This window comes from Maribacter algicola, from assembly GCF_003933245.1.
GTDB lineage: Bacteria > Bacteroidota > Bacteroidia > Flavobacteriales > Flavobacteriaceae > Maribacter > Maribacter algicola.
This window is the reverse complement of record NZ_QUSX01000001.1, coordinates 90,708-110,412: the sequence shown is the minus strand read 5'-3', so window position 1 is coordinate 110,412 and position 19,705 is coordinate 90,708. Positions and strand designations below refer to the sequence as shown.

Sequence of the window (19,705 nt, the reverse complement as noted above, 5' to 3'; positions counted from 1 at the left end):
CATTGTAAAGCCGATTGATTATATGACCACCCAAGATTTGGTACAACAAATCCGAAAAAAAAAGTCCTTTCTATGTATTGGACTTGATACGGACTTGGAGAAAATTCCTCCTCATTTATTACAAACGGGAGATCCTATTTTTGAATTCAACAAGGCAATTATCGATGCCACAAATCATTTGTGCGTGGCTTATAAGCCCAATACAGCATTTTATGAAGCCTATGGAATCCAAGGCTGGAAATCTCTGGAAAGAACCATTGAATATTTAAATAAGGAATACCCGGAGCAGTTCACTATTGCCGATGCAAAAAGAGGGGATATAGGAAATACTTCTACACGTTATGCCAAGGCCTTCTTTGAGGAATTAAATTTTGATTCCATTACCATTGCTCCATATATGGGTAAGGATTCTATAGAACCTTTTCTCAGTTTTGAAAACAAGCATACCATTTTATTGGCATTGACATCCAATACGGGTGCATTCGATTTTCAAACAAAAAAAATAGATGGTATTGAGTTATATAAGGAAGTGCTACAAATTTCAAAATCATACCAAGGGGCCCAAAAACTAATGTATGTAGTGGGGGCGACCAAGGCGGAGTATTTGACTGAAATTAGGAAAATAATCCCTGAAAATTTTTTATTGGTGCCCGGGGTAGGGGCCCAGGGCGGCAGTCTTCAAGAAGTCTGTAAGTTTGGAATAACGTCAGACATCGGTCTTTTGATCAACTCGTCCAGAGGAATCATATATGCATCCAAAGGTATGGACTTTGCCGAAGCCGCCAAGAAAAAGGCAAGTGACCTACAAGGCCAGATGCAAAAAGAAATGGAATCCAGGGATTTGCTTTAGACCAAATTTTCCAATGACTTTTGGATTTTTTGAGCCTTTTGCTCAAAAAATTCTGTCAATTTACTGTTGGAATATTTCATTTTGGATGCTTTGTCAACGAAGTTTTGATATTGATATTCCAACAGGGTAATAACGTCTGCTTTTGCGGCGATTGGGGTTACTGTTCCAACTTTACAATATTGCTTTTCCATAGTTAAAGTATTGTTCTTTCAAATATACGTTGACAATGCTTATTTGGATCATCCCGTACGTTGTCAAACAACTAATTATTAGGTAATTTGTCTTTTTTTTAACATTGTACATGTTAAAAAATCAAAAATATCGAAGTGGGTGGGTATTTTTTATAGAAATGGGAGGTTTCAATTATAAAAGAATATCTACATTGTGGGTCTTTGCCTAAATCAGGAAAAAAAGGGAACATTTTGTTAGGCCATACAACGTATAAAAACGATAACGCATTACCTTGGGTAACCTTCATTGATGGGGCAGGAGGTGTTTTCTCGACATGGAACAAGCAACTTCCCGAATTTAAACTTCTTTATAACATACTTGTAATAGAATTGAGGGAAATCGATACCAATTCAAATTCCTTGGTGAATTTGGATTTCGATACCGTTTCCAAGAGCATACTTTATGTTTTGGAGCTTAACAATATTGAGAGAACCCACATAGTAGGTTTTTCCCTAGGTACCATTTTTGTGAAGTATTTTGCATTGAAGTATTCCCGGAATGTCGAATCCGTAATCCTGTCAGGTGCGATAGCCAAAATAAATCGACGTCTTCGCTTTTTGTTCTGGATTCAGAACATGGTAAAGTCAGTATTTTCGTTTTCCTCACAATTTAGGTTTTTCTCTTATTTTCTTTTACCGAACAAGAATCACAAAGAGACTAGGTTATTTATAAGAAGTCAATCGATGAACTGGGACGAAGAGGAATTTTTTAAGTGGGCCGGGTTTACAAAAAAATTGAATCCAGTATTGAATTATTTGTATTCAGAGCAAACAGACGTTCCTTCTGTGTTTGTTATGGGTGAAGAGGACAAACTCTTTCTCCCGGAAGTAAAAAAAATGGCATCCCACAATCCCGATTCCTTACTTTTTATAATCCAGGATTGCGGCCATGTCGTCAATATGGAACAGGCCCTGCTTTTCAATAGGATGGTTATTGGGTATTTAACGGGATTTGAGGTGGCATCAAAGAACAATCGGGCTAAAATTAAGGTCAAAGAAGGCCTTATTTCTATGGAAAGGGATTCGTGGAAAAACAATCCGGTTTAAGAAAAATAGTTTTGGTCTTTGGAATGTAAAAGTATTCAAATAGTAGTCCTTAATCATTTATTTTAAAATAAAAAACCGGTGCTCCCACCGGTTTTTAACTAACTAACTCAAAAAATACTAACTCAAAAATTTGAAAAAATAAGAATTATCTTCATTGGTGATATCACCTATAGTAAACTGATTTATAAAATTTTAACGTAGAATAAATCGTTTTATTGTTGTGCCGATGGAATAAATAAAATTAATCCTGTAATGCAAAGACCCTACGAAGCAAATCTGTAGTTCTGGATGCAACATTATTACGTATTTCTTTCTCTTCAAGGGCAATCATGGTAAAGACGCCATCAAGGGCTTCTTGGGTAACATAATCCGTCAAATCTGGATTAACGTCATTTGTTAGGGGAATGGCATTATATCTGTTGATTAAATTACTCCATATTTGGTCTGCCCCTACTTTCTCGAAGGATGATTGGATTACGGGATTGAATTTATCGTAGAGTGCGGTTCTGGTCCTTTGGGTCAAATAGGTAGTAGCGGCTTTATCATCGCCCAAGAGTATTGCTTTGGCGTCGTTAAAGCTCATACCTTTTACGGCATCGATGAATATAGGGGTCGCCTCGGAAACCGCATCTTCAGCAGCTCTATTCAATACCCTAAGTCCTTCATCGGCCAAGTTTCCCAGACCTATGTCCCGCAGCGTTTTGTCGACCTTGCGAAGTTCTTCTGGCAATAAAATCTTGACGAGCTCATTTTTAAAGAAACCGTCAGTCTTTGTAAGTTTACTTACCTGATCAGAAATTCCTTTTTCAAGGGCAGCCTTAAGGCCATTTGCAATTTCTGCATTTCCCAAGGTGGTTCCAGAAGGTAATTGATTGACCACTTGTTGTAATTCATTACAGGAAACCATAAAGAATACGAGCACAATTATTCCAATTTTTTTAGTCATCATTAGATATTAATGGAGGTTTAAATGGTTTACGAGAAAATAACGGTTTTATTGTTGTACACCATTGTTTTTCTAAGTACATGAAGTTTAACGGCCCTCGACAGGACAATTTTTTCCAAATCGCGTCCCTTATTTATAAAGTCGGGAATAGTGTGCATATGCGAAACAGGGGCAACGTCCTGCTCAATTATGGGGCCTGCATCGAGTTCCTCTGTTACATAATGGCTAGTGGCCCCTATAATTTTAACGCCTCTTTCAAAAGCTGCATGGTAGGGTTTGGCTCCCGCAAACGCAGGTAAAAATGAATGATGGATGTTAATTATTTTATTGGGATAAAGATCAATTAATGAACTACTGATAATTTGCATGTACCTGGCCAACACAATAAAATCTACTTCGTATCCTTTGAGAAGTTCTATTTGTCTTTTTTCGCTTGCATCACGGTTTTCTTTATTGAAGGGCACATGATGAAAGGGTACGGCGAATTGATCGGCTATATATTTCAAATCTGGATGATTGCTCAGTATAAATGGTATTTCAACAGCGAGCTCGCCAGAATTGAATCGGCTTAATATATCATAAAGACAATGATTGTACTTGGAGACAAAAAGTGCCATTTTAGGTTTTTTCATGTCGGTATGTAAACTCCAGTGCATTTGATACCTAGTTGCCAGTTCCGTATCGAATTTTTTCTGAAGTTCTTCTATATCAATGGATTCAAAATCACTTTCCAAACGCATAAAAAAGACGTTTGCAGATTTATCCACATGTTGGTCTAGATAAACAATGTTGCCTTTTTGGGAATGAATAAAACTGGTAACTGAACTTATAATACCTTTTTGGTCGGGACAGTTGATTAATATAATGATTTTCAAAACAGGGATTTTAAAAATCAAAAATAAGTTATTATGTAACAGACAGGGAACTTAATTGTAGTTTCGTTTGCCCTAATTGCGTACCAAATATGTGATATTATGGAATTATTTAATGGAAACCTTCCACTTTCTGTAATACTTTCTAAAGCTTTTTAATTCTGACCTTAGCAGGTTTATATATTCTGTCTCCTTTACCCCGTCTTTTTCCAGTCCAAGGCAATAGGAATTGATATTCCTGATCATGATGTTAATGAAGGAAACGTTTTGCAATCGTTCAGAAGTGGAACGTGACGATTCTACCATTGCAATTTTTTGTGGAATTAGGATAGCATCGGTTAAAATGGAATTGGCGATGATATCCCTTAGACTGTTACTTTCGTATAATCTCAAAAGGTCTTTGTTAAAGGATACATAGGAGGCTATTTCCCGACACGTACGGCAAAGTTCCAAGGCTTTTCTATAAACTGGAATATTTCTAAGATTTTTCTGGGACATGATAAGTATATTAATCGTATACTTTTATAAAATTACTACAGGTAATTCTTATTTGTCTTTTGATTATGAATCAAATTTTTTAAATTACTTTACATTCGAAAATATAATTGGCAAAAAAATTATGGATATAAAGATAGATAAACTTAATTGGAAAATTCTTGAAAAACTACAGGGAAATGCCAGGGAATCCTTCGCAAATATTGGGAGGTCCATAGGTTTAACGGCACCTGCGGTTGGGGAAAGAGTCAAAAAGATGGAAGATTTGGGAATAATAACTGGGTATCATGCTAAAGTTTCCCATTCCCTTACCGGACATCAGTTAAAGGCCATTATAACATTAAGGGCCTTCATGGGCAAACTCAAGCCATTTTTGGCGATGGTGGATTCCTTTGATGAAGTGGTGAACTGCTACAGAATTACAGGAAATGAGAACATTGTTATGGAAGTAGTCTTAAAGGACCAGTTCCATTTGGAAAAATTTATTGATAAATTAATTCAATATGGGGAAACCAGGACCAATATCGTACTTTCCCAAGTGATTTCAAATGCTCCCATGAGTCCGGTACGGAAAATGGAAATACCTTATTAAAATATATTCTGATCAGTATTGTGATCAATTATTAATTTGGCCTTAAATTTTGGCTAGATTATTGTTGTAGATTTAAGTATGAAAAAAATAATATTTCTGATTTTATTGGTTGTGCCTTTGGCCGTTTTTTCACAACAACTAAAAATCGTCAAAGGGACCATCAATGATAGTTTGGCCATTAAAGGCGAAGGAGGTGATGCGGAGACTTTTTCTTTATACCTTCCATCGAATTTCAATATGTCACAGGCTTGGCCAGTCCTTTTTCTTTTTGACATGCAAGGGAGTAGTAGGGCTGTCTTATCCATGTTTTCGTCTGCTGCTGAAAAGGAAGGTTATATTCTCGCGAGTTCCAATGATTTAAAGGACACCTTAAGTCTTTCACAAAATGTCTTGATAGCCAATAGAATGCTCAATACGGTATATGACATGATTCCTATACATAAGGAAAGAGTGTACGTGGGAGGTATAGGAGACGGTGGAAGGTTTGCTACCTTGGTGCCTACATTTATAAAGGATATCAAAGGTGTTCTTTCCTGCGGCGCCGCATTAGCGAATACGGAGGTACTTACACGAAAAAACATGTTTTACTTTATTGGAATAGCCGGTCGATCTGACTATAATTACAGGGAGCTCCAGGAAAGTAAAAAGGTACTGGATAATCTTAAATTTCCCAATTTATTGCTGTTTTTTGAAGGGGGACATCAGTGGGCTCCCGTTGATGAAACTGCCATTGCGCTTAGGTCTTTTACACTGTCTGAAATGGCCAAAGGTACTGTTCCCAGAAATGACAGCTTGGTCAATGAGTATTACCAAAATTCTTTAATAAGGGCTAATGAACTACTATCCAATGATAAGCCGCTGTTGGCCGAAAATGTCTTGGATAACGCCACACAAGTCTATAATCCTTTTGGGGATTTGGATTCTCTAAAAACATCCAAAAAAATACTTAGAAGGAGTAAAACCTACAGGTCTAAAAAGCGCTTACAGGAGAATTTCTTTTTAAAGGAAACCTTGACCAAGGAGGATTATGGATACTATTTGGAAGAGGATATTTTGACCTATAATTATAATAATTTGGGATGGTGGAACTTTCAAATGTCCGAATTGGACAAAATGGACAAGAGTGGTAATGAATTTGAAAAACGGATGGCAAGCAGGCTTCGAGGATTCTTGAATGCGTTGATATCGGATAATCTCAATATCATTGCAACCGATAAGCAAGTTGATTTGGAGGCTCTGAACTTTTTGTACCAGTTGAAGACCATTACCGAACCAAAAAATCCCGAAAATTATCTAAAGGTGATTTCCTACAGTGCCCTTGTTGAGGACTTTGGTACCGGAATTTTCTATCTGGAGGAATTATTGAAAACGGGATATGACAATATAGAAGAGCTTTACGGGTTGGAAAATACCGCGCTGTTTAGAATTACCCCAGAGTTTAATGCCATTGTTTACAAGTATTTAAAAAATGCCCGGTATAAGAGTATTGAAGAGCAATAGTTTTTTAAAAGCTGTCATCAAACGGTACCTTAATCTTTTCACAAGAAAAATCATATGGTATTTTTGAAAAAAAATAGAACGATGTATCGATTAATGGTCCTGATTTTGCTTTCAATTGGTATGTTTAGCACCTGTAAGGAAGCAAAGAAATATCACGATGAAAAACCAAATTTGGTCGCCGAGGCTCCTACGGATAAGATTGCCGATATCCTGGCCCACCAGCAGAAACTAAATGAGGAATTCAAAGACCCAGACGTGTCACCCTTACCGGATAGGTTTCGAAAGGATTTTAAGGGACTTGATTTTTTCGCACCGGATACCAATTATGTAATCGATGCCGATTTTATAAGGACCCCGGATGCAGTGCCTTTTATGATGCCCACCACCACTGATAGGAAATCAGAAGAAGTGGTCTACGCCAAGGTGAAATTCGAGCTTCATGGAAAACTTTTTGAACTGGAGGTTTACCAGAACGCTGAACTCATACAAGAAAATGGGTACGAGGATTATCTGTTTCTTCCCTTTACGGATTTAACAAACGGGGAGGAAACCTATGGTGGTGGCAGGTATCTGGATGTAAGGATTCCTAATGGCAACAGGATTACCATCGATTTTAATAAAGCCTATAATCCATATTGTGTATACAACAAAAAATATTCCTGCCCCTTGGTGCCTGCAGTAAATCACATGGATACTAGAATACTGGCCGGGGTCAAGAATTTTGATAAAAAATAAAACCCGGTGGAACCACCGGGTTTTATTCTATTAACTTAAACAAAAATCAATTAGTCCTTATTTTTTCGATAACTAGAAAGAATATATAGCTGCAAGGGCAAAAGAGGATAAGCTGTTGGTAGTTCCTCCATTACTATCAAAGAAAGGTTCGTTATCCTTTCCAAAGCTGTCCAAACGGATTTCTGGCTTAATTATTAAATTTTCTTTTGTATAACTTCCAGTTAAGGTAAGGGCTGTAACAGGAACATCGTCAAAACCATCCGCTGTGTATGCAAAATATTCACCTCTTAGTCCAATCGCAAAACTATCCGATGTAGTTATTTGTGGGTAAATGGCTGCTCCATAGAATCCGCTATTCGTTTGTGAATTGTCATTATATGCAGCATTTATACCAAAGAAAAAGCTATCGGAAAGGTCAAAACCTCCTGTATAGTCGATTTCGAAACCAAGTCCTCCCGCAACTTCGCTACCACCATCGTAATAAACATTGATAAATTGACCATAAAGACCTAATTGTCCGCCTAGGGCATAAACGCCTGACCCGCTAATATCATTGGTATCCCAAGGGTTGGTAATGGCAAGCATTAAACTTACGTCATCTGAAAAAGCGAAATCAGCCTTGGCACCAAGATGTGAAAAGGGACCGTTTGAAAACAAGTAAGAAACACTATAATTGAAGTTTGCTGCTGGTGCAATAACTTCATACCCTACCCAAGTATTGAAACGACCTATGGTTAAGGTAGTTTTGTCGGAAACATTCCAATAAGCATAAGCCTGGTTGATGATTCCATTTAAAACATCATTGTTGAAGGTAGCTTCTGTACCCCTTGGTCCGAAAACCAAGTCCACAACGACTCCTGTTTTTCCCATGTCGTACGTCCCTATTAAATTTGCCATACCTAAAGCAAATCCTGTTTGATTTGCAAATGAAGTTGGGGTTGCAGTTGTAGCATTACCACCATCTTTGAATGTTGTCCTGTAATAAGCATCAATGGATCCGCTCAAGGTAAACTTTGAACCGCTTTCCTCTTCTTGTGCTATTACGAAAACAGCTGAAAAAAGTGCCAATGTTGACAAAACAATATTTTTTACGAATTTTGTATTTATAATCTGTTTCATATGTTTAGAATTTAAATCCTTCTAGGATTAATTTTAAGTGAATAGTTGTAAATAAAAGTGAAAAGGTTATGTAACGGAGCGTTTGGCAGAACGCTCCGTTTTTTTATTCTTTCTAATGTTGGTTCATTCTGAAGTCGGGATAGGCATCCATTCCATGTTCGTGAATGTCAAGACCTTCCAATTCTTCTTCTCTTGAAACCCTAAGACCAAGGGTAGCTTTCAATACGCCAAGGATGATACCTGCGCTTACAATACAAAAGGCTCCAATTATCAATACACCATATAATTGGGTCAACAATTGATCGATACCTGCTTTGCTTCCAAAAATACCTACGGCCAAGGTTCCCCAAATACCACAAATCAAGTGTACGGCAATCGCACCAACGGGATCATCCAGTTTTAATTTGTCGATCAAGGCAACCCCAAACACGATAAGTATACCAGCTAAGAATCCAATGACGACTGCTTCGTTTGGAGACATTAAATCGGCTCCTGCAGTGATACCCACCAAGCCTCCTAGGATACCGTTAAGAAACATGGTAAGGTCAAGATTCTTGTAAAGAATGGTTGAGGTAATCATGGCGCCAAAACCACCGGCGGCGGCGGCCAAACTTGTAGTGACCAATACTAAGGAAGTCAATTCTGGATCTGCAGAAAGTACGGAACCTCCGTTGAATCCAAACCATCCCAACCAAAGGATCAAAACCCCAGCTGTGGCCATTGGTATGCTATGGCCAGGTATGGCGTTTGGCTTACCGTCCTTTCCAAACTTCCCTATTCTGGAGCCTAATAAAGTAACCGCGACCAAAGCTGCCCATCCACCCACGGAGTGTACCAAAGTTGAACCGGCAAAGTCATAGAATCCCCAGGAATCCAAGAATCCTCCACCCCATTTCCACGCACCAACGATTGGGTATACCAATCCTACGTAAACTATCGTGAAAATCATGAAGGAACCTATTTTGATTCGCTCAGCAACGGCTCCCGAGACAATGGTTGCCGCTGTAGCGGCGAACATCCCTTGGAAAAGAAAATCTGTCCACCATGTGTAGCCACCATCGGCGTAATCAGGGGTCATGCCTCCTTCCGGTGCAGCGATACCAAATCCTGCGAATTTTAATATTCCGGTGTCCCCATCCTCAAAACCGGGGTACATTAGGTTAAACCCAAAGGCGTAATATAGAAGTAAACCTCCCGTTATGATGAATATGTTCTTAAATAAAATGTTGATCGTATTTTTTTGTCTGGTTAAACCAATTTCCAAAAAGGCAAAACCTGTATGCATGAAGAACACCAATGCGGTTGCCAACATCATCCATACGTTATTCGCTGTAAATAATCCTGCGTCCATTTTTTTAAGTTTTAGTTAGTTGTTTTTTTAGTTGATACCTGCTTGACCGCTTTCTTTTGTCCTAATTCTATATGCTTCGATAACATCGGACACAAATATTTTACCGTCCCCTACATTACCAGAATAGGCTGTTTCCAAAATGGTGTTCACGGTTTTTTGTGCAAATTCATCGGATACAACAATGGTGAGATATCTTCTTTGAATGTCTGTAGTACTATAGGAAATACCCCGATATACATGACCTTGTTTTTCGTTCCCAACTCCTGTTACATCCCAGTAACTAAAGAAATTGACCTCTATTTGATGTAACGCCTCTTTGACTTCATCAAACTTGGATTTTCTGATAATTGCCTCGATTTTTTTCATTGTACTAATTGTTTTAGATGGCTCAAATGTATGTTAAAAAAATTAACACCCCTTCTTTTTTGGGGGTATGCGCCATATTTTTATAATTATAATAATTAACCCCCCTAAAAATTACAGGTATGAATATTTAGATGATGTTATTTTGTGAATTTGAACAGGGGAAGGCAAACGAAATAGCTAATTTTTGATAATAACGCAGCAAAACGTTACTTTCTAATGAGAATTGTTTAAAAAACAATTAAAAGATAAAAAAATGTTTAATAAATGTAAATTAAAGAGGGTGCTGTTAAGATTATAACAACTTGCAGAGGTAAAGCCCCAAGGCAATGGCAAGGATGCCTATAAAAATACTTAGTCCAAGATATACGGACATATACAAAATTGAATGTTCCTTAAGAAGTATATGGCTTTCCAGTGCAAATGTGGAGAACGTAGTAAAACCACCGCAAAAACCGGTTGCCAACAATAGCATTTGGTTTTGTGATAGGTAATTGTTCCTTAAGGATAGCCCGATAAGTAGACCTATGATAAAGCAGCCTAAAATATTTACAAGAAAAGTGCCTAAGTAAAAGTTGGGGTAGTGTGAATTTAGGGTCTTGGAAATTAGATATCGTAAAAAACTTCCAATGCCACCACCTAAAAATATCAGCAAAAACTGTTTCATCCGTTCAATTTCATTACTTCTAAAATGTCAGATGCAATTCGCCAATAAACATCTCGTTTGGTTTTAAGACTTGTAAGGGTCTTATTCAATACCTAACAAAGATAAAAACTAAACGGCTTTTTTGTAGTTTGAAGTAATGAGATTAATTGGATAAATTACGGACTGGTTTTCCTCAGAAACCATCTTTGTAGGTCTTTTCGACTTTTTGCTTGCGTTTTGTAAGCTTGCGATGACCATGGCCACGTTCAGTGTAATAAGTACCAATAAAATTATAAAGAATGTCATCATAATATTTGCCCCTTATAGATGAATAACGCAAAATTACGTTATTTGGTATATTATACGTGAAAAACCGGGCTTTTGTTGTGAAAACGTTAATTATTGTGGTGTACGTAAAATTAACGTTAATTCTTAAGTAAATACTTAATGCAGAAAAGTATAATTATGAATAATATAAAGAATATTCCCACCCATTTAACTCCTTTATAATTCTTTTGATGCAATTTTAGGTCCTTTTTGTACATGAATATGGTGATTATAAAAAAAGTAACGGCAAAAAGAATCGCAAAAACAATTTGTCCCGTGCTGAACATAATTTCTATTTTTATGCAAAGCTAAATTAAAACTCAAGATGTTTCATGAAATGCCCTTTAACTAAATACACACCTATTAAATTTTGGGCCGTACATCCTACCATAAAGAACTAAAAACTATAACAAATGAAAAGTAAGATAAACGCCGTACAATTATTCCATGAATCTTTTGGACTTGGAGTCTCGCCGGTAATGCGGGCAGATTTGGGAAAAACAAAAAACCAATTGCGTTTTAATTTGATGGACGAGGAAAATAAGGAATACCTAGAGGCTGCCTCAAATAACGACCTTGTGGAGGTTGCCGATGCCCTTGGGGATATGTTGTATATTCTTTGCGGAACCATTTTGGAACATGGAATGCAGCATAAAATAGAGGAAGTTTTTAACGAAATCCAACGGAGTAACATGAGCAAATTGGGTAAGGACGGGAAACCTATTTATCGTGAAGACGGAAAGGTGCTAAAAGGTCCCAATTATTTTAAACCGGATATAGCTTCCATTTTGGAAAATTAAAAAAGGGCCTTGAAGCCCTTTTTTATTAGTTGTTGATCTTAAAGCGCCAACCGTATTTGTCTTCGGATTTATTGTACTGTATGTCCGTAATCAATTTTTTCAATTTGGAGGCATAGCTATTTTCCAGTTCCGGAAGGTCAAAATCGGTTCCTTTGTAGCCAAAGGCAGAAATGGGCGAAATTACGGCGGCCGTCCCAGCCCCAAACATTTCCTTCAAAGAACCGTCCTTGGCAGCATTGACCACTTCGGTTACCGTAATTTTCCGCACTTCGGTAGGAATATTGTTGTCCTTTGCTATTTCCAAAATACTTTTTCTTGTAATGCCATCCAAGATTCTATCGCTGGTGGGTCCTGTTATCAAGGTATCGTTGATACGAACAAAAATGTTCATCGCACCGGCTTCCTCAATGTATTCATGTTCCGTGTCGTCTGTCCAGATAACCTGATTGTACCCTTTTTCAATGGCCAATTGGGTAGGGTAGAACTGTCCCGCATAATTTCCTCCAGCCTTGGCAAACCCTACACCACCATTGGCGGAACGGGAGTAGGTCTGCTCTATCAATACCCTTACCTTTCCCGAAAAATAGGAACCAGACGGGGCACAGGCTATTATGAATTTATATTCGTCTGCCGGGGATGCATGAAAGCCATTTCCCGAAGCGAACATAAAAGGTCTAATATATAAGGAGGAGCCTTCTTTTGTTGGGATGAAATCGCTGTCCAACTGCAATAAGGTGGTAAGGCCCTCCATGAAATATTCCTCTGGCAATTCCGGTATGGCAAGTCGCTTAGCGGATATGTTGAGCCGTTTTTGGTTATCCAAAGGTCTAAACAAGAATATATCCCCATTCTCATCCTTATAGGCCTTCATGCCTTCAAAAATGGCCTGTCCATAATGGAAGACCTTCGCCGAAGGATCTAACATGATAGGTTGATAGGGCATAATTTTTGGAGCTTGCCATGCCCCGTCCTTATAATCACAGACCAACATATGATCCGTGTAAACAGACCCAAATTTAAGATTGTCAAAATCGACTTGGTCTAATTTAGAGGTCTTTGCCCTTTCTATACTAATGTTCACGTTTTTTGTTTCTACGCTCATTCCAAAATATTCTTTAATAAATTAAAATTAATCAAATATCTGCACAGCAACTTCTTTTTTAGTCTAAAATTGAGCAGTTTTGTAGTAGGATATCAATTTTTGAAAAATATGAAAGGTTTTAACATTTTGCTTGTGTTTTTATTGATGGGTTTTTGGTCCATCGGTCAGGAAAAAGAACCAAACACGGATAAATCAAATATATTCGGTGTGTGGGTGGATGAAACAAACGTTGGTACTACCAATGAAATGATGTCGATTTATGACGGTTTAAGCACGAACGATACCTTAAATACCAAATTCGTTGGTAAAGTAAAGGAAGTATGCCAGGCCAAGGGCTGTTGGATGAAGGTAGCGCTTTCAAATGGTAATGAAGCTATGGTGAGGTTTAAGGACTATGGTTTTTTTATGCCGAAGAATATCGCTGGCAAGGAGGTGGTAGTGGATGGAATTGCGTTTGTAGAGGAAATGAGCGTGGAAGATCAGAAACACTACGCGAAGGATGCCGGTGCTGGCCAAGAGGAGTTGGCCAAGATAACCATGCCCAAAAAGACCTATGGTTTTGAGGCAAGTGGGGTTCTTATCAAGAACTAGTTTGGAAAGGGAAATTATTGTTACGGCCGATGGTTCCAAGACCATCCAAATAAAAGGTTGGAACGAACAGTACCATTCCAAGCATGGGGCCATACAGGAGGCCTACCATGTCTTTATTAAAAACGGCCTGAATTTATTTGAACACCAAGAAATTTCAATTATGGAAATTGGCTTTGGTACGGGCCTCAATGCCTTCATTACACTTCTTGAGGCGTCAAAAAGGGACTTGAGGATTCAATATGTTGGTGTGGAGGCCTACCCTGTAAGTGATTTGGAAATCAGTCAATTGAATTATGTTGAAGAACTGGATGCCCTAAAAAACCGTAAGGGTTTTGAAAAATTGCACAGCTCTCCTTGGGAAGAAACCACCATGATCACCCAGGATTTTTATATTAAAAAGGTTCAAAAGGACTTTAAGGAAATCCAGTATTCAAATGGATTCGATTTAGTTTATTTCGATGCTTTTGGAGCTCGGGTACAACCAGAACTTTGGACAGAAGCTATATTCCGTAAAATGTTCAAAGCCCTAAAAATAAATGGTGTTCTCGTCACCTATGCCGCCAAGGGCAGTGTGAGAAGGGCGATGCAGGAGGTGGGTTTTCAAGTGGAGCGTCTTCCCGGACCGCCCGGTAAAAGGGAAATGCTTAGGGCGAGAAAAGTGAATTCGTAGAAATGGGTTCAGTTAATTTGTCTTAAAAACCACTTACCTATGTTAAATCCAAATTAAACATACATAGGGCCTTAGGGGAAAACAATATCTTTGGTACATGAAGATATTAATAACAGGAGCGACAGGATTGGTTGGTAAGGAATTGGTATCTCAATGTCATGCCAAAGGTCATGTGGTTCACTTTTTGACCACTAGTAAGAACAAATTGGAATCCAGGTCCGATTTTAAAGGGTTTTATTGGAACCCTGGCAATGGTGAAATTGACATCCGGTGTTTTGACGGTGTATCGGCCATCATAAATTTGGCCGGGGCGAGCATCTCCAAAAGATGGACGTCCAAGTACAAGAAACAAATCATGGACAGTAGGATTGATTCGTTGGCTACGTTGCGAAAGGCTTTGGGCAATCTTCCCAATCACAACATCACCACTATGATATCCGCTTCTGCCATAGGTATTTATCCAGATTCCTTATCCAATTATTATGAGGAAAGCGAGGATGCTATTGACAATAGCTTTCTAGGGGAAGTGGTAGCTGCTTGGGAAGAAAAGGCCAATGAATTTAAGAATCTGGGAATGTTGGTTTCTAAGATTAGGATTGGTTTGGTATTGTCCGATAGGGGGGGCGCCTTGCCTCAAATGGCGAAACCTGTCAGGTATTATGCCGGTGCGGCCTTCGGTTCTGGACAGCAGTGGCAATCGTGGATACACGTATCTGATCTGGCCAGGATTTTTCTCTTCGCAATGGAAAATGAACTGGAAGGGACCTACAATGGAGTTTCACCAAATCCCGTCACAAATAATAGATTGATAAAGGAAATCGCACGGGTTCTAAACCGGCCTTTGTTTTTGCCAAACATACCTGAAGGGGTAATGAAGCTCATTCTTGGGGAAATGAGTTATTTGCTCTTTGCGAGCCAACGGGTAAGCAGTAAAAAAATTGAAGAGGAAGGATTTATTTTTGAATATCAGAATATCTGTTCCGCCTTGGAAAATATTTATGGGGAAAAGGAATCGAACTCTAAGATATCCAATGATATATCAAAGGAATATGCGTCATAAACCTTTTGTTGCACATATTCGAAATATGTAAATCCGCTTTTGGCGGATTTTTTTGTAAAGTTTGGTGACATTTTGACATTTTTAAAGATTTGGCAGTACTTTTGCCGACTCATTTTCTAAGTTTAAACAAGTATTGAACATGAGCAAGAAAAATAAGACCGAACATATCGAAGAAGAACTTTCCCAAGAACAAGTATTGGAGCATGAAGTGGACAACGAGGAGATGCATGCCGAGGAGGTTAAAGAAGAGGAAATTGAAATGACCGAAGAAGAACGTTTAAAAGAGGAATTGGGTAAGGAGAAGGATAAGTTCTTGAGACTTTTTGCCGAATTTGAAAATTATAAGAAAAGAACATCCAAGGAGCGCATGGAGTTGTTCAAAACCGCAGGGCAGGAAGTAATAGTGTCCCTTCTACCGGTATTGGATGATTTCGATAGGGCTTTAAAGGAGCTTTCCAAATCTGAGGATACGGAAATGTTCAAGGGGGTGGAATTGATCAAGGTAAAGTTTAGGGAAACCTTAAAATCCAAAGGCTTACAGGAGGTTGAAGTAAGTGTAGGGGATGCTTTTGATGCAGAAATCCATGAGGCCATTACCCAAATCCCGGCACCCGAAGATCATATGAAGGGAAAAATTATCGATGTGATTGAAAAAGGCTTCAAGCTGGGCGATAGAATTATAAGACATCCAAAAGTGGTTGTTGGAAACTAATCAAATTGTATGAAGGAAGATTATTACGAAGTACTTGGTATCAGTAAAAGTGCCTCCGCTGCCGAAATAAAAAAGGCATATAGAAAAAAGGCATTGCAATACCATCCAGATAAAAATCCGGGTGATGCCAAGGCGGAAGAGATGTTCAAGAAATCTGCCGAAGCCTATGAAGTCCTGAGTGACCCCAACAAAAAGGCAAAATATGATCAATTTGGTCATGCTGCTTTTGAAGGAGGCGGTTTTGGAGGAGGAGGAATGAACATGGACGATATTTTCAGCCAATTCGGAGATATATTCGGCAGTGCCTTTGGTGGAGGCGGATTTAGTGGGTTTGGCGGTTTTGGCGGTGGTGGCCAGCGCAGGGTGAAAGGAAGCAACCTTCGCATCCGTGTAAAGCTTACCTTGGACGAGATAGCCAATGGGGTTGAGAAAAAAGTCAAGGTAAGAAGGAAGATACAGGCTGAAGGTGTTACCTATAAAACATGTACTACATGCAATGGCCGCGGACAGGTAACAAAAATCCAAAATACCATATTGGGAAGGATGCAAACAGCTGCAACATGTAGTACCTGTGGTGGAAACGGTCAAATTTTAGATGGTAGGCCTGGGGATGCAGATGCCCAAGGCTTAAAAATATCGGAAGAAACCGTGTCCATAAACATTCCGGCCGGAGTAGAAGAAGGAATGCAATTAAAAGTGCCCGGAAAAGGTAATGATGCTCCAGGAAACGGTATTCCAGGAGATTTATTGGTGGCCATTGAAACGCAGGAGCATGAGACATTAAAGCGGGAAGGGGACAATCTACACTACGATCTTTATATCAGCATAACGGATGCCATCCTAGGTACTTCAAAAGAAATTGACGCTGTAGGCGGAAAAGTGAGAATTAAATTGGAACCCGGAATCCAATCTGGTAAAATACTAAGATTACGGGGAAAGGGCATATCCAGCCTTAATGGGTATGGTAGTGGGGATCTGTTGGTACATGTTAATGTGTGGACGCCCAAAGAATTGAACAAGGAACAAAGAGACTTCTTTGAACGTATGCAGGGCAATGAAAATTTTGAACCAAAACCAGAAAAATCCGATAAATCGTTTTTTGAAAAAGTGAAGGATATGTTCTCTTAATCGGGAAAATATTTGGTGTTTAAATAAAAAACGTATATTTGAAACAATATTGGGTAACCAATATTAATTTTCTTTTTCATAGCAATTTTTTTCCCATCCTTGATTCTATTGAGGGTGGGTTTTGTTTTTAGGATATTTTGTAATCACGTTCCTATATATTTTTCTTAGAAAAAATGTGCCATGAAATGGCCCATGGAAAACTGCACATCGACTGGGACAATTATTGTCGAATAACATGTGGCCTATTAAGTCCAATAATTATTAATGGATGAAAACAATTCAATATCTTTGAACAAATTGCTTGCATGAATCATATTTTGGTCGCAAATAAGGTCTCCAAAAGGTACGGTGACCACACTGCTTTGCAAAATGTTTCCATAGAAATCCCTAAAAACAGTATTTATGGTTTGTTAGGCCCCAACGGGGCAGGTAAGACTACGTTGATACGGATTATCAATCAGATTACATATCCTGACCAGGGAGCGGTGTTTTTTGAGGGAGAGCCATTGAAAAGCGAACATATTGCCCAAATAGGATATTTACCAGAAGAAAGGGGCCTTTACAAGAGTATGAAAGTGGGCGAGCAGGCGCTTTATTTGGCCCAGCTTAAGGGTTTGTCCAAAAACGATGCGAAGCAGCGGTTAAAGTATTGGTTCGACAGGCTCGATATTGGCGATTGGTGGCACAAGAAAATCCAAGAACTTTCCAAAGGTATGGCGCAGAAGATACAGTTTATCGTTACCGTACTTCATGAGCCCAAGCTTTTGATCTTTGACGAACCGTTCAGTGGATTCGACCCAATAAACGCCAGTATAATAAAGGATGAAATCCTAAAACTAAGCGAAAATGGTACCTCTATCATTTTTTCAACGCACAGAATGGAATCCGTTGAGGAATTGTGCGAGTATATCGCCCTCATCCATCGATCGGAAAAGATATTGGACGGAAAACTATCGGATATCAAGCAGGCCTTCAAAAAAAATATTTTTAAGGTGGGTATAGAAGCTTCGGCCCCGTCATTATTATTGCAACAATTGGAAGGAAGTTTCACAATTTTGGAATCCGAGATTGCTAAAAATCAATTGGATTTTTCGGTACAACTTCCAAATGGCAGATCCAATGAATTGTTACATTTTTTAGGAACTCAGGGAACCATAAAGAATTTCACGGAAACAATTCCTTCAGCCAATGAGATTTTTATCAGAACCGTAGAAAAACAAGGTATTGTTCATGAGTAAACTATCATTAATCATAAAAAGGGAATATTTAGCGAAGGTCAGGAACAAGTCCTTTGTCATCATGACGTTTTTGAGTCCTTTTTTAATGGTGGGTATGATTGTCCTTATCGCTTATCTAACAAAGCTCAATGACAATGAAAAAAGAATAATAGCAGTATTGAACGAAAGCGATTTTTTTGACAATGAGTTTATCACCTCAGAAAGTACTTCTTTTGTGAAGTTTAGGGATATCTCTTTGGCACAGGCAAAGGATTCTACAATGAGCATGGGTTATTACGGCCTGGTATATTTGCCCAATGAGTCTAATCTGGAGAAGGTAAGCCAGCGTTCTTTCTTTTATAGCAAGGATGCTCCCAGCACCAATACGTTGGAGCGATTGGAACGAATTTTCAAGGAACGCTTGAAACAGGAAAGACTAAGGGAATTTGGTATTTCTGCAAGTGAATATGCAGAAATGGATAGCGAATATGAACTTAACATTTCCACTTTTGACGGTGAACACAACCTTAAGGGAATCAATGAGATAAAAGCGATCATTGGTGGAGGTTTTGGATACTTGATCATGATGTTCATTATTATCTATGGAGGCTTTGTAATGCGCAGCGTTATTGAGGAAAAGACCAGTAGGATCATTGAGGTCATAATCTCTTCGGTAAAACCTTTTCAGTTGATGCTGGGTAAAATTATAGGGACATCATTGGCGGGTATTACCCAATTTGGTATTTGGATCCTATCTGGGGGTATTTTGTTAGTAGTTTCCATGGCTATTTTTGATATGGACCCAGCAGATCTTTCTCGAGGAAGTGCCGGTCCGGCAATGGGTGGCGCTCCAAATCCCATCATGGCTTCATCGGATTCGGATATGCTTTTGTACGCCCAGGAAATTATGAATATACCTTGGGTTCTTTTGGTATTCTTTTTTCTGGTTTATTTTATTTTGGGATATTTAATCTATAGCTCCATATATGCGGCCATTGGCGCCGCTGTTGACAACGAAACGGATACCCAACAATTTATCTTTCCAATCATTCTACCTTTAATGTTGGCCATATATGTGGGTTTCTTTTCGGTATTTAGCAATCCGCACGGACCAATTGCCGTGGGTTTTTCCTTGTTTCCCTTAACATCTCCTATTGTTATGATGATGCGACTTCCAGGTGGAATCGGGGAAGGTGGTGTTCCCTTGTGGCAGTTGGCCACCTCAATTTTGATATTAATATTTACCTTTATTGGAATCGTATGGCTGGCAGCGAAAATTTATAGGGTAGGCATTCTAATGTACGGTAAGAAACCTAGCTATAAAGAGTTGTTTAAATGGCTTAAATACTGAA

Annotated in this window: 23 protein-coding genes; 13 read left to right on the top strand and 10 right to left on the bottom strand. The window is 38.7% G+C overall.

Annotation, left to right across the window (positions count from 1 at the left end; all coding sequences use genetic code 11):
* The first annotated feature begins 22 nt into the window (after positions 1-22).
* Entirely contained in the window at positions 23-850 is an 828-nt protein-coding gene (gene pyrF / locus DZC72_RS00450; protein ID WP_125220979.1) for an orotidine-5'-phosphate decarboxylase, read from the top strand.
* Here pyrF and DZC72_RS00445 read toward each other — a convergent pair.
* Entirely contained in the window at positions 847-1,041 is a 195-nt protein-coding gene (locus DZC72_RS00445) for a hypothetical protein (RefSeq protein WP_125220978.1), read from the bottom strand. The two genes, pyrF and DZC72_RS00445, sit on opposite strands and share 4 nt — an antisense overlap.
* A gap of 231 nt (positions 1,042-1,272) precedes the next feature.
* Here DZC72_RS00445 and DZC72_RS00440 point away from each other — a divergent pair, with 231 nt between their 5' ends.
* Positions 1,273-2,127, top strand: a complete 855-nt coding sequence (locus DZC72_RS00440; protein ID WP_165869241.1) for an alpha/beta fold hydrolase — start codon at positions 1,273-1,275, stop codon at positions 2,125-2,127.
* Between the two features lie 241 nt (positions 2,128-2,368).
* Here DZC72_RS00440 and DZC72_RS00435 read toward each other — a convergent pair whose 3' ends face one another.
* From DZC72_RS00435 to DZC72_RS00425, 3 genes are all read right to left on the bottom strand, one after another.
* Positions 2,369-3,073, bottom strand: coding sequence for a DUF4197 domain-containing protein (locus DZC72_RS00435; protein WP_125222545.1), 705 nt, complete (start codon positions 3,071-3,073; stop codon positions 2,369-2,371).
* Between the two features lie 29 nt (positions 3,074-3,102).
* Positions 3,103-3,948 (bottom strand): formyltetrahydrofolate deformylase, encoded by an 846-nt coding sequence (purU, locus tag DZC72_RS00430; protein ID WP_125220976.1) that lies wholly within the window; start codon positions 3,946-3,948, stop codon positions 3,103-3,105.
* A gap of 105 nt (positions 3,949-4,053) precedes the next feature.
* Positions 4,054-4,443, bottom strand: a complete 390-nt coding sequence (locus tag DZC72_RS00425; RefSeq protein WP_125220975.1) for a hypothetical protein — start codon at positions 4,441-4,443, stop codon at positions 4,054-4,056.
* Between the two features lie 121 nt (positions 4,444-4,564).
* Between DZC72_RS00425 and DZC72_RS00420 the strand changes: the two genes are divergently transcribed.
* The 3 genes from DZC72_RS00420 to DZC72_RS00410 all read left to right on the top strand — a co-directional run bounded on the left by DZC72_RS00420 (position 4,565) and on the right by DZC72_RS00410 (position 7,267).
* Positions 4,565-5,032 (top strand): Lrp/AsnC family transcriptional regulator, encoded by a 468-nt coding sequence (locus DZC72_RS00420; protein WP_125220974.1) that lies wholly within the window; start codon positions 4,565-4,567, stop codon positions 5,030-5,032.
* A 78-nt stretch (positions 5,033-5,110) separates the two neighbouring features.
* Positions 5,111-6,532 (top strand): alpha/beta hydrolase, encoded by a 1,422-nt coding sequence (locus DZC72_RS00415; RefSeq protein ID WP_125220973.1) that lies wholly within the window; start codon positions 5,111-5,113, stop codon positions 6,530-6,532.
* A gap of 81 nt (positions 6,533-6,613) precedes the next feature.
* Positions 6,614-7,267 (top strand): DUF1684 domain-containing protein, encoded by a 654-nt coding sequence (locus tag DZC72_RS00410; RefSeq protein WP_125220972.1) that lies wholly within the window; start codon positions 6,614-6,616, stop codon positions 7,265-7,267.
* 72 nt (positions 7,268-7,339) lie between these two features.
* Here DZC72_RS00410 and DZC72_RS00405 read toward each other — a convergent pair whose 3' ends face one another.
* From DZC72_RS00405 to DZC72_RS00385, 5 genes are all read right to left on the bottom strand, one after another.
* Positions 7,340-8,386, bottom strand: coding sequence for an outer membrane beta-barrel protein (locus tag DZC72_RS00405; RefSeq protein WP_125220971.1), 1,047 nt, complete (start codon positions 8,384-8,386; stop codon positions 7,340-7,342).
* A gap of 112 nt (positions 8,387-8,498) precedes the next feature.
* Positions 8,499-9,737, bottom strand: coding sequence for an ammonium transporter (locus DZC72_RS00400; protein WP_125220970.1), 1,239 nt, complete (start codon positions 9,735-9,737; stop codon positions 8,499-8,501).
* A 27-nt stretch (positions 9,738-9,764) separates the two neighbouring features.
* A complete protein-coding gene (locus DZC72_RS00395; RefSeq protein ID WP_125220969.1) occupies positions 9,765-10,103 on the bottom strand; it encodes a P-II family nitrogen regulator in 339 nt (112 codons plus the stop codon).
* A 292-nt stretch (positions 10,104-10,395) separates the two neighbouring features.
* Positions 10,396-10,767: a fluoride efflux transporter CrcB gene (gene crcB, locus DZC72_RS00390; RefSeq protein WP_125220968.1), complete on the bottom strand. Its 372-nt coding sequence runs from the start codon at positions 10,765-10,767 to the stop codon at positions 10,396-10,398.
* Positions 10,768-10,875: 108 nt separating this feature from the next.
* Positions 10,876-11,055 (bottom strand): hypothetical protein, encoded by a 180-nt coding sequence (locus DZC72_RS00385; RefSeq protein WP_099545497.1) that lies wholly within the window; start codon positions 11,053-11,055, stop codon positions 10,876-10,878.
* 431 nt (positions 11,056-11,486) lie between these two features.
* Between DZC72_RS00385 and DZC72_RS00375 the strand changes: the two genes are divergently transcribed.
* Complete coding sequence (locus tag DZC72_RS00375) at positions 11,487-11,873, top strand: pyrophosphohydrolase domain-containing protein (RefSeq protein WP_125220966.1); 387 nt, start codon at positions 11,487-11,489, stop codon at positions 11,871-11,873.
* A gap of 25 nt (positions 11,874-11,898) precedes the next feature.
* On the opposite strand, the gene DZC72_RS00370 is transcribed toward DZC72_RS00375, so the two are convergent.
* Positions 11,899-12,975 (bottom strand): branched-chain amino acid aminotransferase, encoded by a 1,077-nt coding sequence (locus DZC72_RS00370; RefSeq protein ID WP_125220965.1) that lies wholly within the window; start codon positions 12,973-12,975, stop codon positions 11,899-11,901.
* A gap of 108 nt (positions 12,976-13,083) precedes the next feature.
* Here DZC72_RS00370 and DZC72_RS00365 point away from each other — a divergent pair, with 108 nt between their 5' ends.
* The 7 genes from DZC72_RS00365 to DZC72_RS00335 all read left to right on the top strand — a co-directional run bounded on the left by DZC72_RS00365 (position 13,084) and on the right by DZC72_RS00335 (position 19,704).
* Positions 13,084-13,566 (top strand): DUF4920 domain-containing protein, encoded by a 483-nt coding sequence (locus tag DZC72_RS00365; RefSeq protein ID WP_125220964.1) that lies wholly within the window; start codon positions 13,084-13,086, stop codon positions 13,564-13,566.
* A gap of 1 nt (position 13,567) precedes the next feature.
* Entirely contained in the window at positions 13,568-14,236 is a 669-nt protein-coding gene (gene mnmD, locus DZC72_RS00360; protein WP_125220963.1) for a tRNA (5-methylaminomethyl-2-thiouridine)(34)-methyltransferase MnmD, read from the top strand.
* Between the two features lie 97 nt (positions 14,237-14,333).
* Positions 14,334-15,296, top strand: a complete 963-nt coding sequence (locus tag DZC72_RS00355) for a TIGR01777 family oxidoreductase (RefSeq protein ID WP_125220962.1) — start codon at positions 14,334-14,336, stop codon at positions 15,294-15,296.
* A gap of 139 nt (positions 15,297-15,435) precedes the next feature.
* Entirely contained in the window at positions 15,436-16,008 is a 573-nt protein-coding gene (locus DZC72_RS00350; RefSeq protein WP_125220961.1) for a nucleotide exchange factor GrpE, read from the top strand.
* Positions 16,009-16,017: 9 nt separating this feature from the next.
* Positions 16,018-17,136, top strand: coding sequence for a molecular chaperone DnaJ (gene dnaJ, locus DZC72_RS00345; protein WP_125220960.1), 1,119 nt, complete (start codon positions 16,018-16,020; stop codon positions 17,134-17,136).
* Positions 17,137-17,441: 305 nt separating this feature from the next.
* Positions 17,442-18,374, top strand: a complete 933-nt coding sequence (locus DZC72_RS00340; RefSeq protein ID WP_125220959.1) for an ABC transporter ATP-binding protein — start codon at positions 17,442-17,444, stop codon at positions 18,372-18,374.
* Positions 18,367-19,704 carry an ABC transporter permease gene (locus tag DZC72_RS00335; RefSeq protein WP_125220958.1) on the top strand — a complete coding sequence of 446 codons (1,338 nt, stop codon included), beginning with the start codon at positions 18,367-18,369 and terminating at the stop codon, positions 19,702-19,704. Before DZC72_RS00340 ends, DZC72_RS00335 begins: the two co-directional genes overlap by 8 nt.
* Position 19,705: the final 1 nt, after the last annotated feature.

Excerpts from the sequence above, each read along its gene's own strand:
- pyrF (WP_125220979.1), top strand. The coding sequence starts at position 23 with ATGACCACCCAAGATTTGGTACAACAAATCCGAAAAAAAAAGTCCTTT.
- DZC72_RS00445 (WP_125220978.1), bottom strand. The coding sequence starts at position 1,041 with ATGGAAAAGCAATATTGTAAAGTTGGAACAGTAACCCCAATCGCCGCA.
- DZC72_RS00435 (WP_125222545.1), bottom strand. The coding sequence starts at position 3,073 with ATGACTAAAAAAATTGGAATAATTGTGCTCGTATTCTTTATGGTTTCC.
- DZC72_RS00425 (WP_125220975.1), bottom strand. The coding sequence starts at position 4,443 with ATGTCCCAGAAAAATCTTAGAAATATTCCAGTTTATAGAAAAGCCTTG.
- DZC72_RS00420 (WP_125220974.1), top strand. The coding sequence starts at position 4,565 with ATGGATATAAAGATAGATAAACTTAATTGGAAAATTCTTGAAAAACTA.
- DZC72_RS00415 (WP_125220973.1), top strand. The coding sequence starts at position 5,111 with ATGAAAAAAATAATATTTCTGATTTTATTGGTTGTGCCTTTGGCCGTT.
- DZC72_RS00410 (WP_125220972.1), top strand. The coding sequence starts at position 6,614 with ATGTATCGATTAATGGTCCTGATTTTGCTTTCAATTGGTATGTTTAGC.
- DZC72_RS00405 (WP_125220971.1), bottom strand. The coding sequence starts at position 8,386 with ATGAAACAGATTATAAATACAAAATTCGTAAAAAATATTGTTTTGTCA.
- DZC72_RS00400 (WP_125220970.1), bottom strand. The coding sequence starts at position 9,737 with ATGGACGCAGGATTATTTACAGCGAATAACGTATGGATGATGTTGGCA.
- DZC72_RS00395 (WP_125220969.1), bottom strand. The coding sequence starts at position 10,103 with ATGAAAAAAATCGAGGCAATTATCAGAAAATCCAAGTTTGATGAAGTC.
- crcB (WP_125220968.1), bottom strand. The coding sequence starts at position 10,767 with ATGAAACAGTTTTTGCTGATATTTTTAGGTGGTGGCATTGGAAGTTTT.
- DZC72_RS00385 (WP_099545497.1), bottom strand. The coding sequence starts at position 11,055 with ATGATGACATTCTTTATAATTTTATTGGTACTTATTACACTGAACGTG.
- DZC72_RS00375 (WP_125220966.1), top strand. The coding sequence starts at position 11,487 with ATGAAAAGTAAGATAAACGCCGTACAATTATTCCATGAATCTTTTGGA.
- DZC72_RS00370 (WP_125220965.1), bottom strand. The coding sequence starts at position 12,975 with ATGAGCGTAGAAACAAAAAACGTGAACATTAGTATAGAAAGGGCAAAG.
- DZC72_RS00365 (WP_125220964.1), top strand. The coding sequence starts at position 13,084 with ATGAAAGGTTTTAACATTTTGCTTGTGTTTTTATTGATGGGTTTTTGG.
- DZC72_RS00355 (WP_125220962.1), top strand. The coding sequence starts at position 14,334 with ATGAAGATATTAATAACAGGAGCGACAGGATTGGTTGGTAAGGAATTG.
- DZC72_RS00350 (WP_125220961.1), top strand. The coding sequence starts at position 15,436 with ATGAGCAAGAAAAATAAGACCGAACATATCGAAGAAGAACTTTCCCAA.
- dnaJ (WP_125220960.1), top strand. The coding sequence starts at position 16,018 with ATGAAGGAAGATTATTACGAAGTACTTGGTATCAGTAAAAGTGCCTCC.
- DZC72_RS00340 (WP_125220959.1), top strand. The coding sequence starts at position 17,442 with ATGAATCATATTTTGGTCGCAAATAAGGTCTCCAAAAGGTACGGTGAC.
- DZC72_RS00335 (WP_125220958.1), top strand. The coding sequence starts at position 18,367 with ATGAGTAAACTATCATTAATCATAAAAAGGGAATATTTAGCGAAGGTC.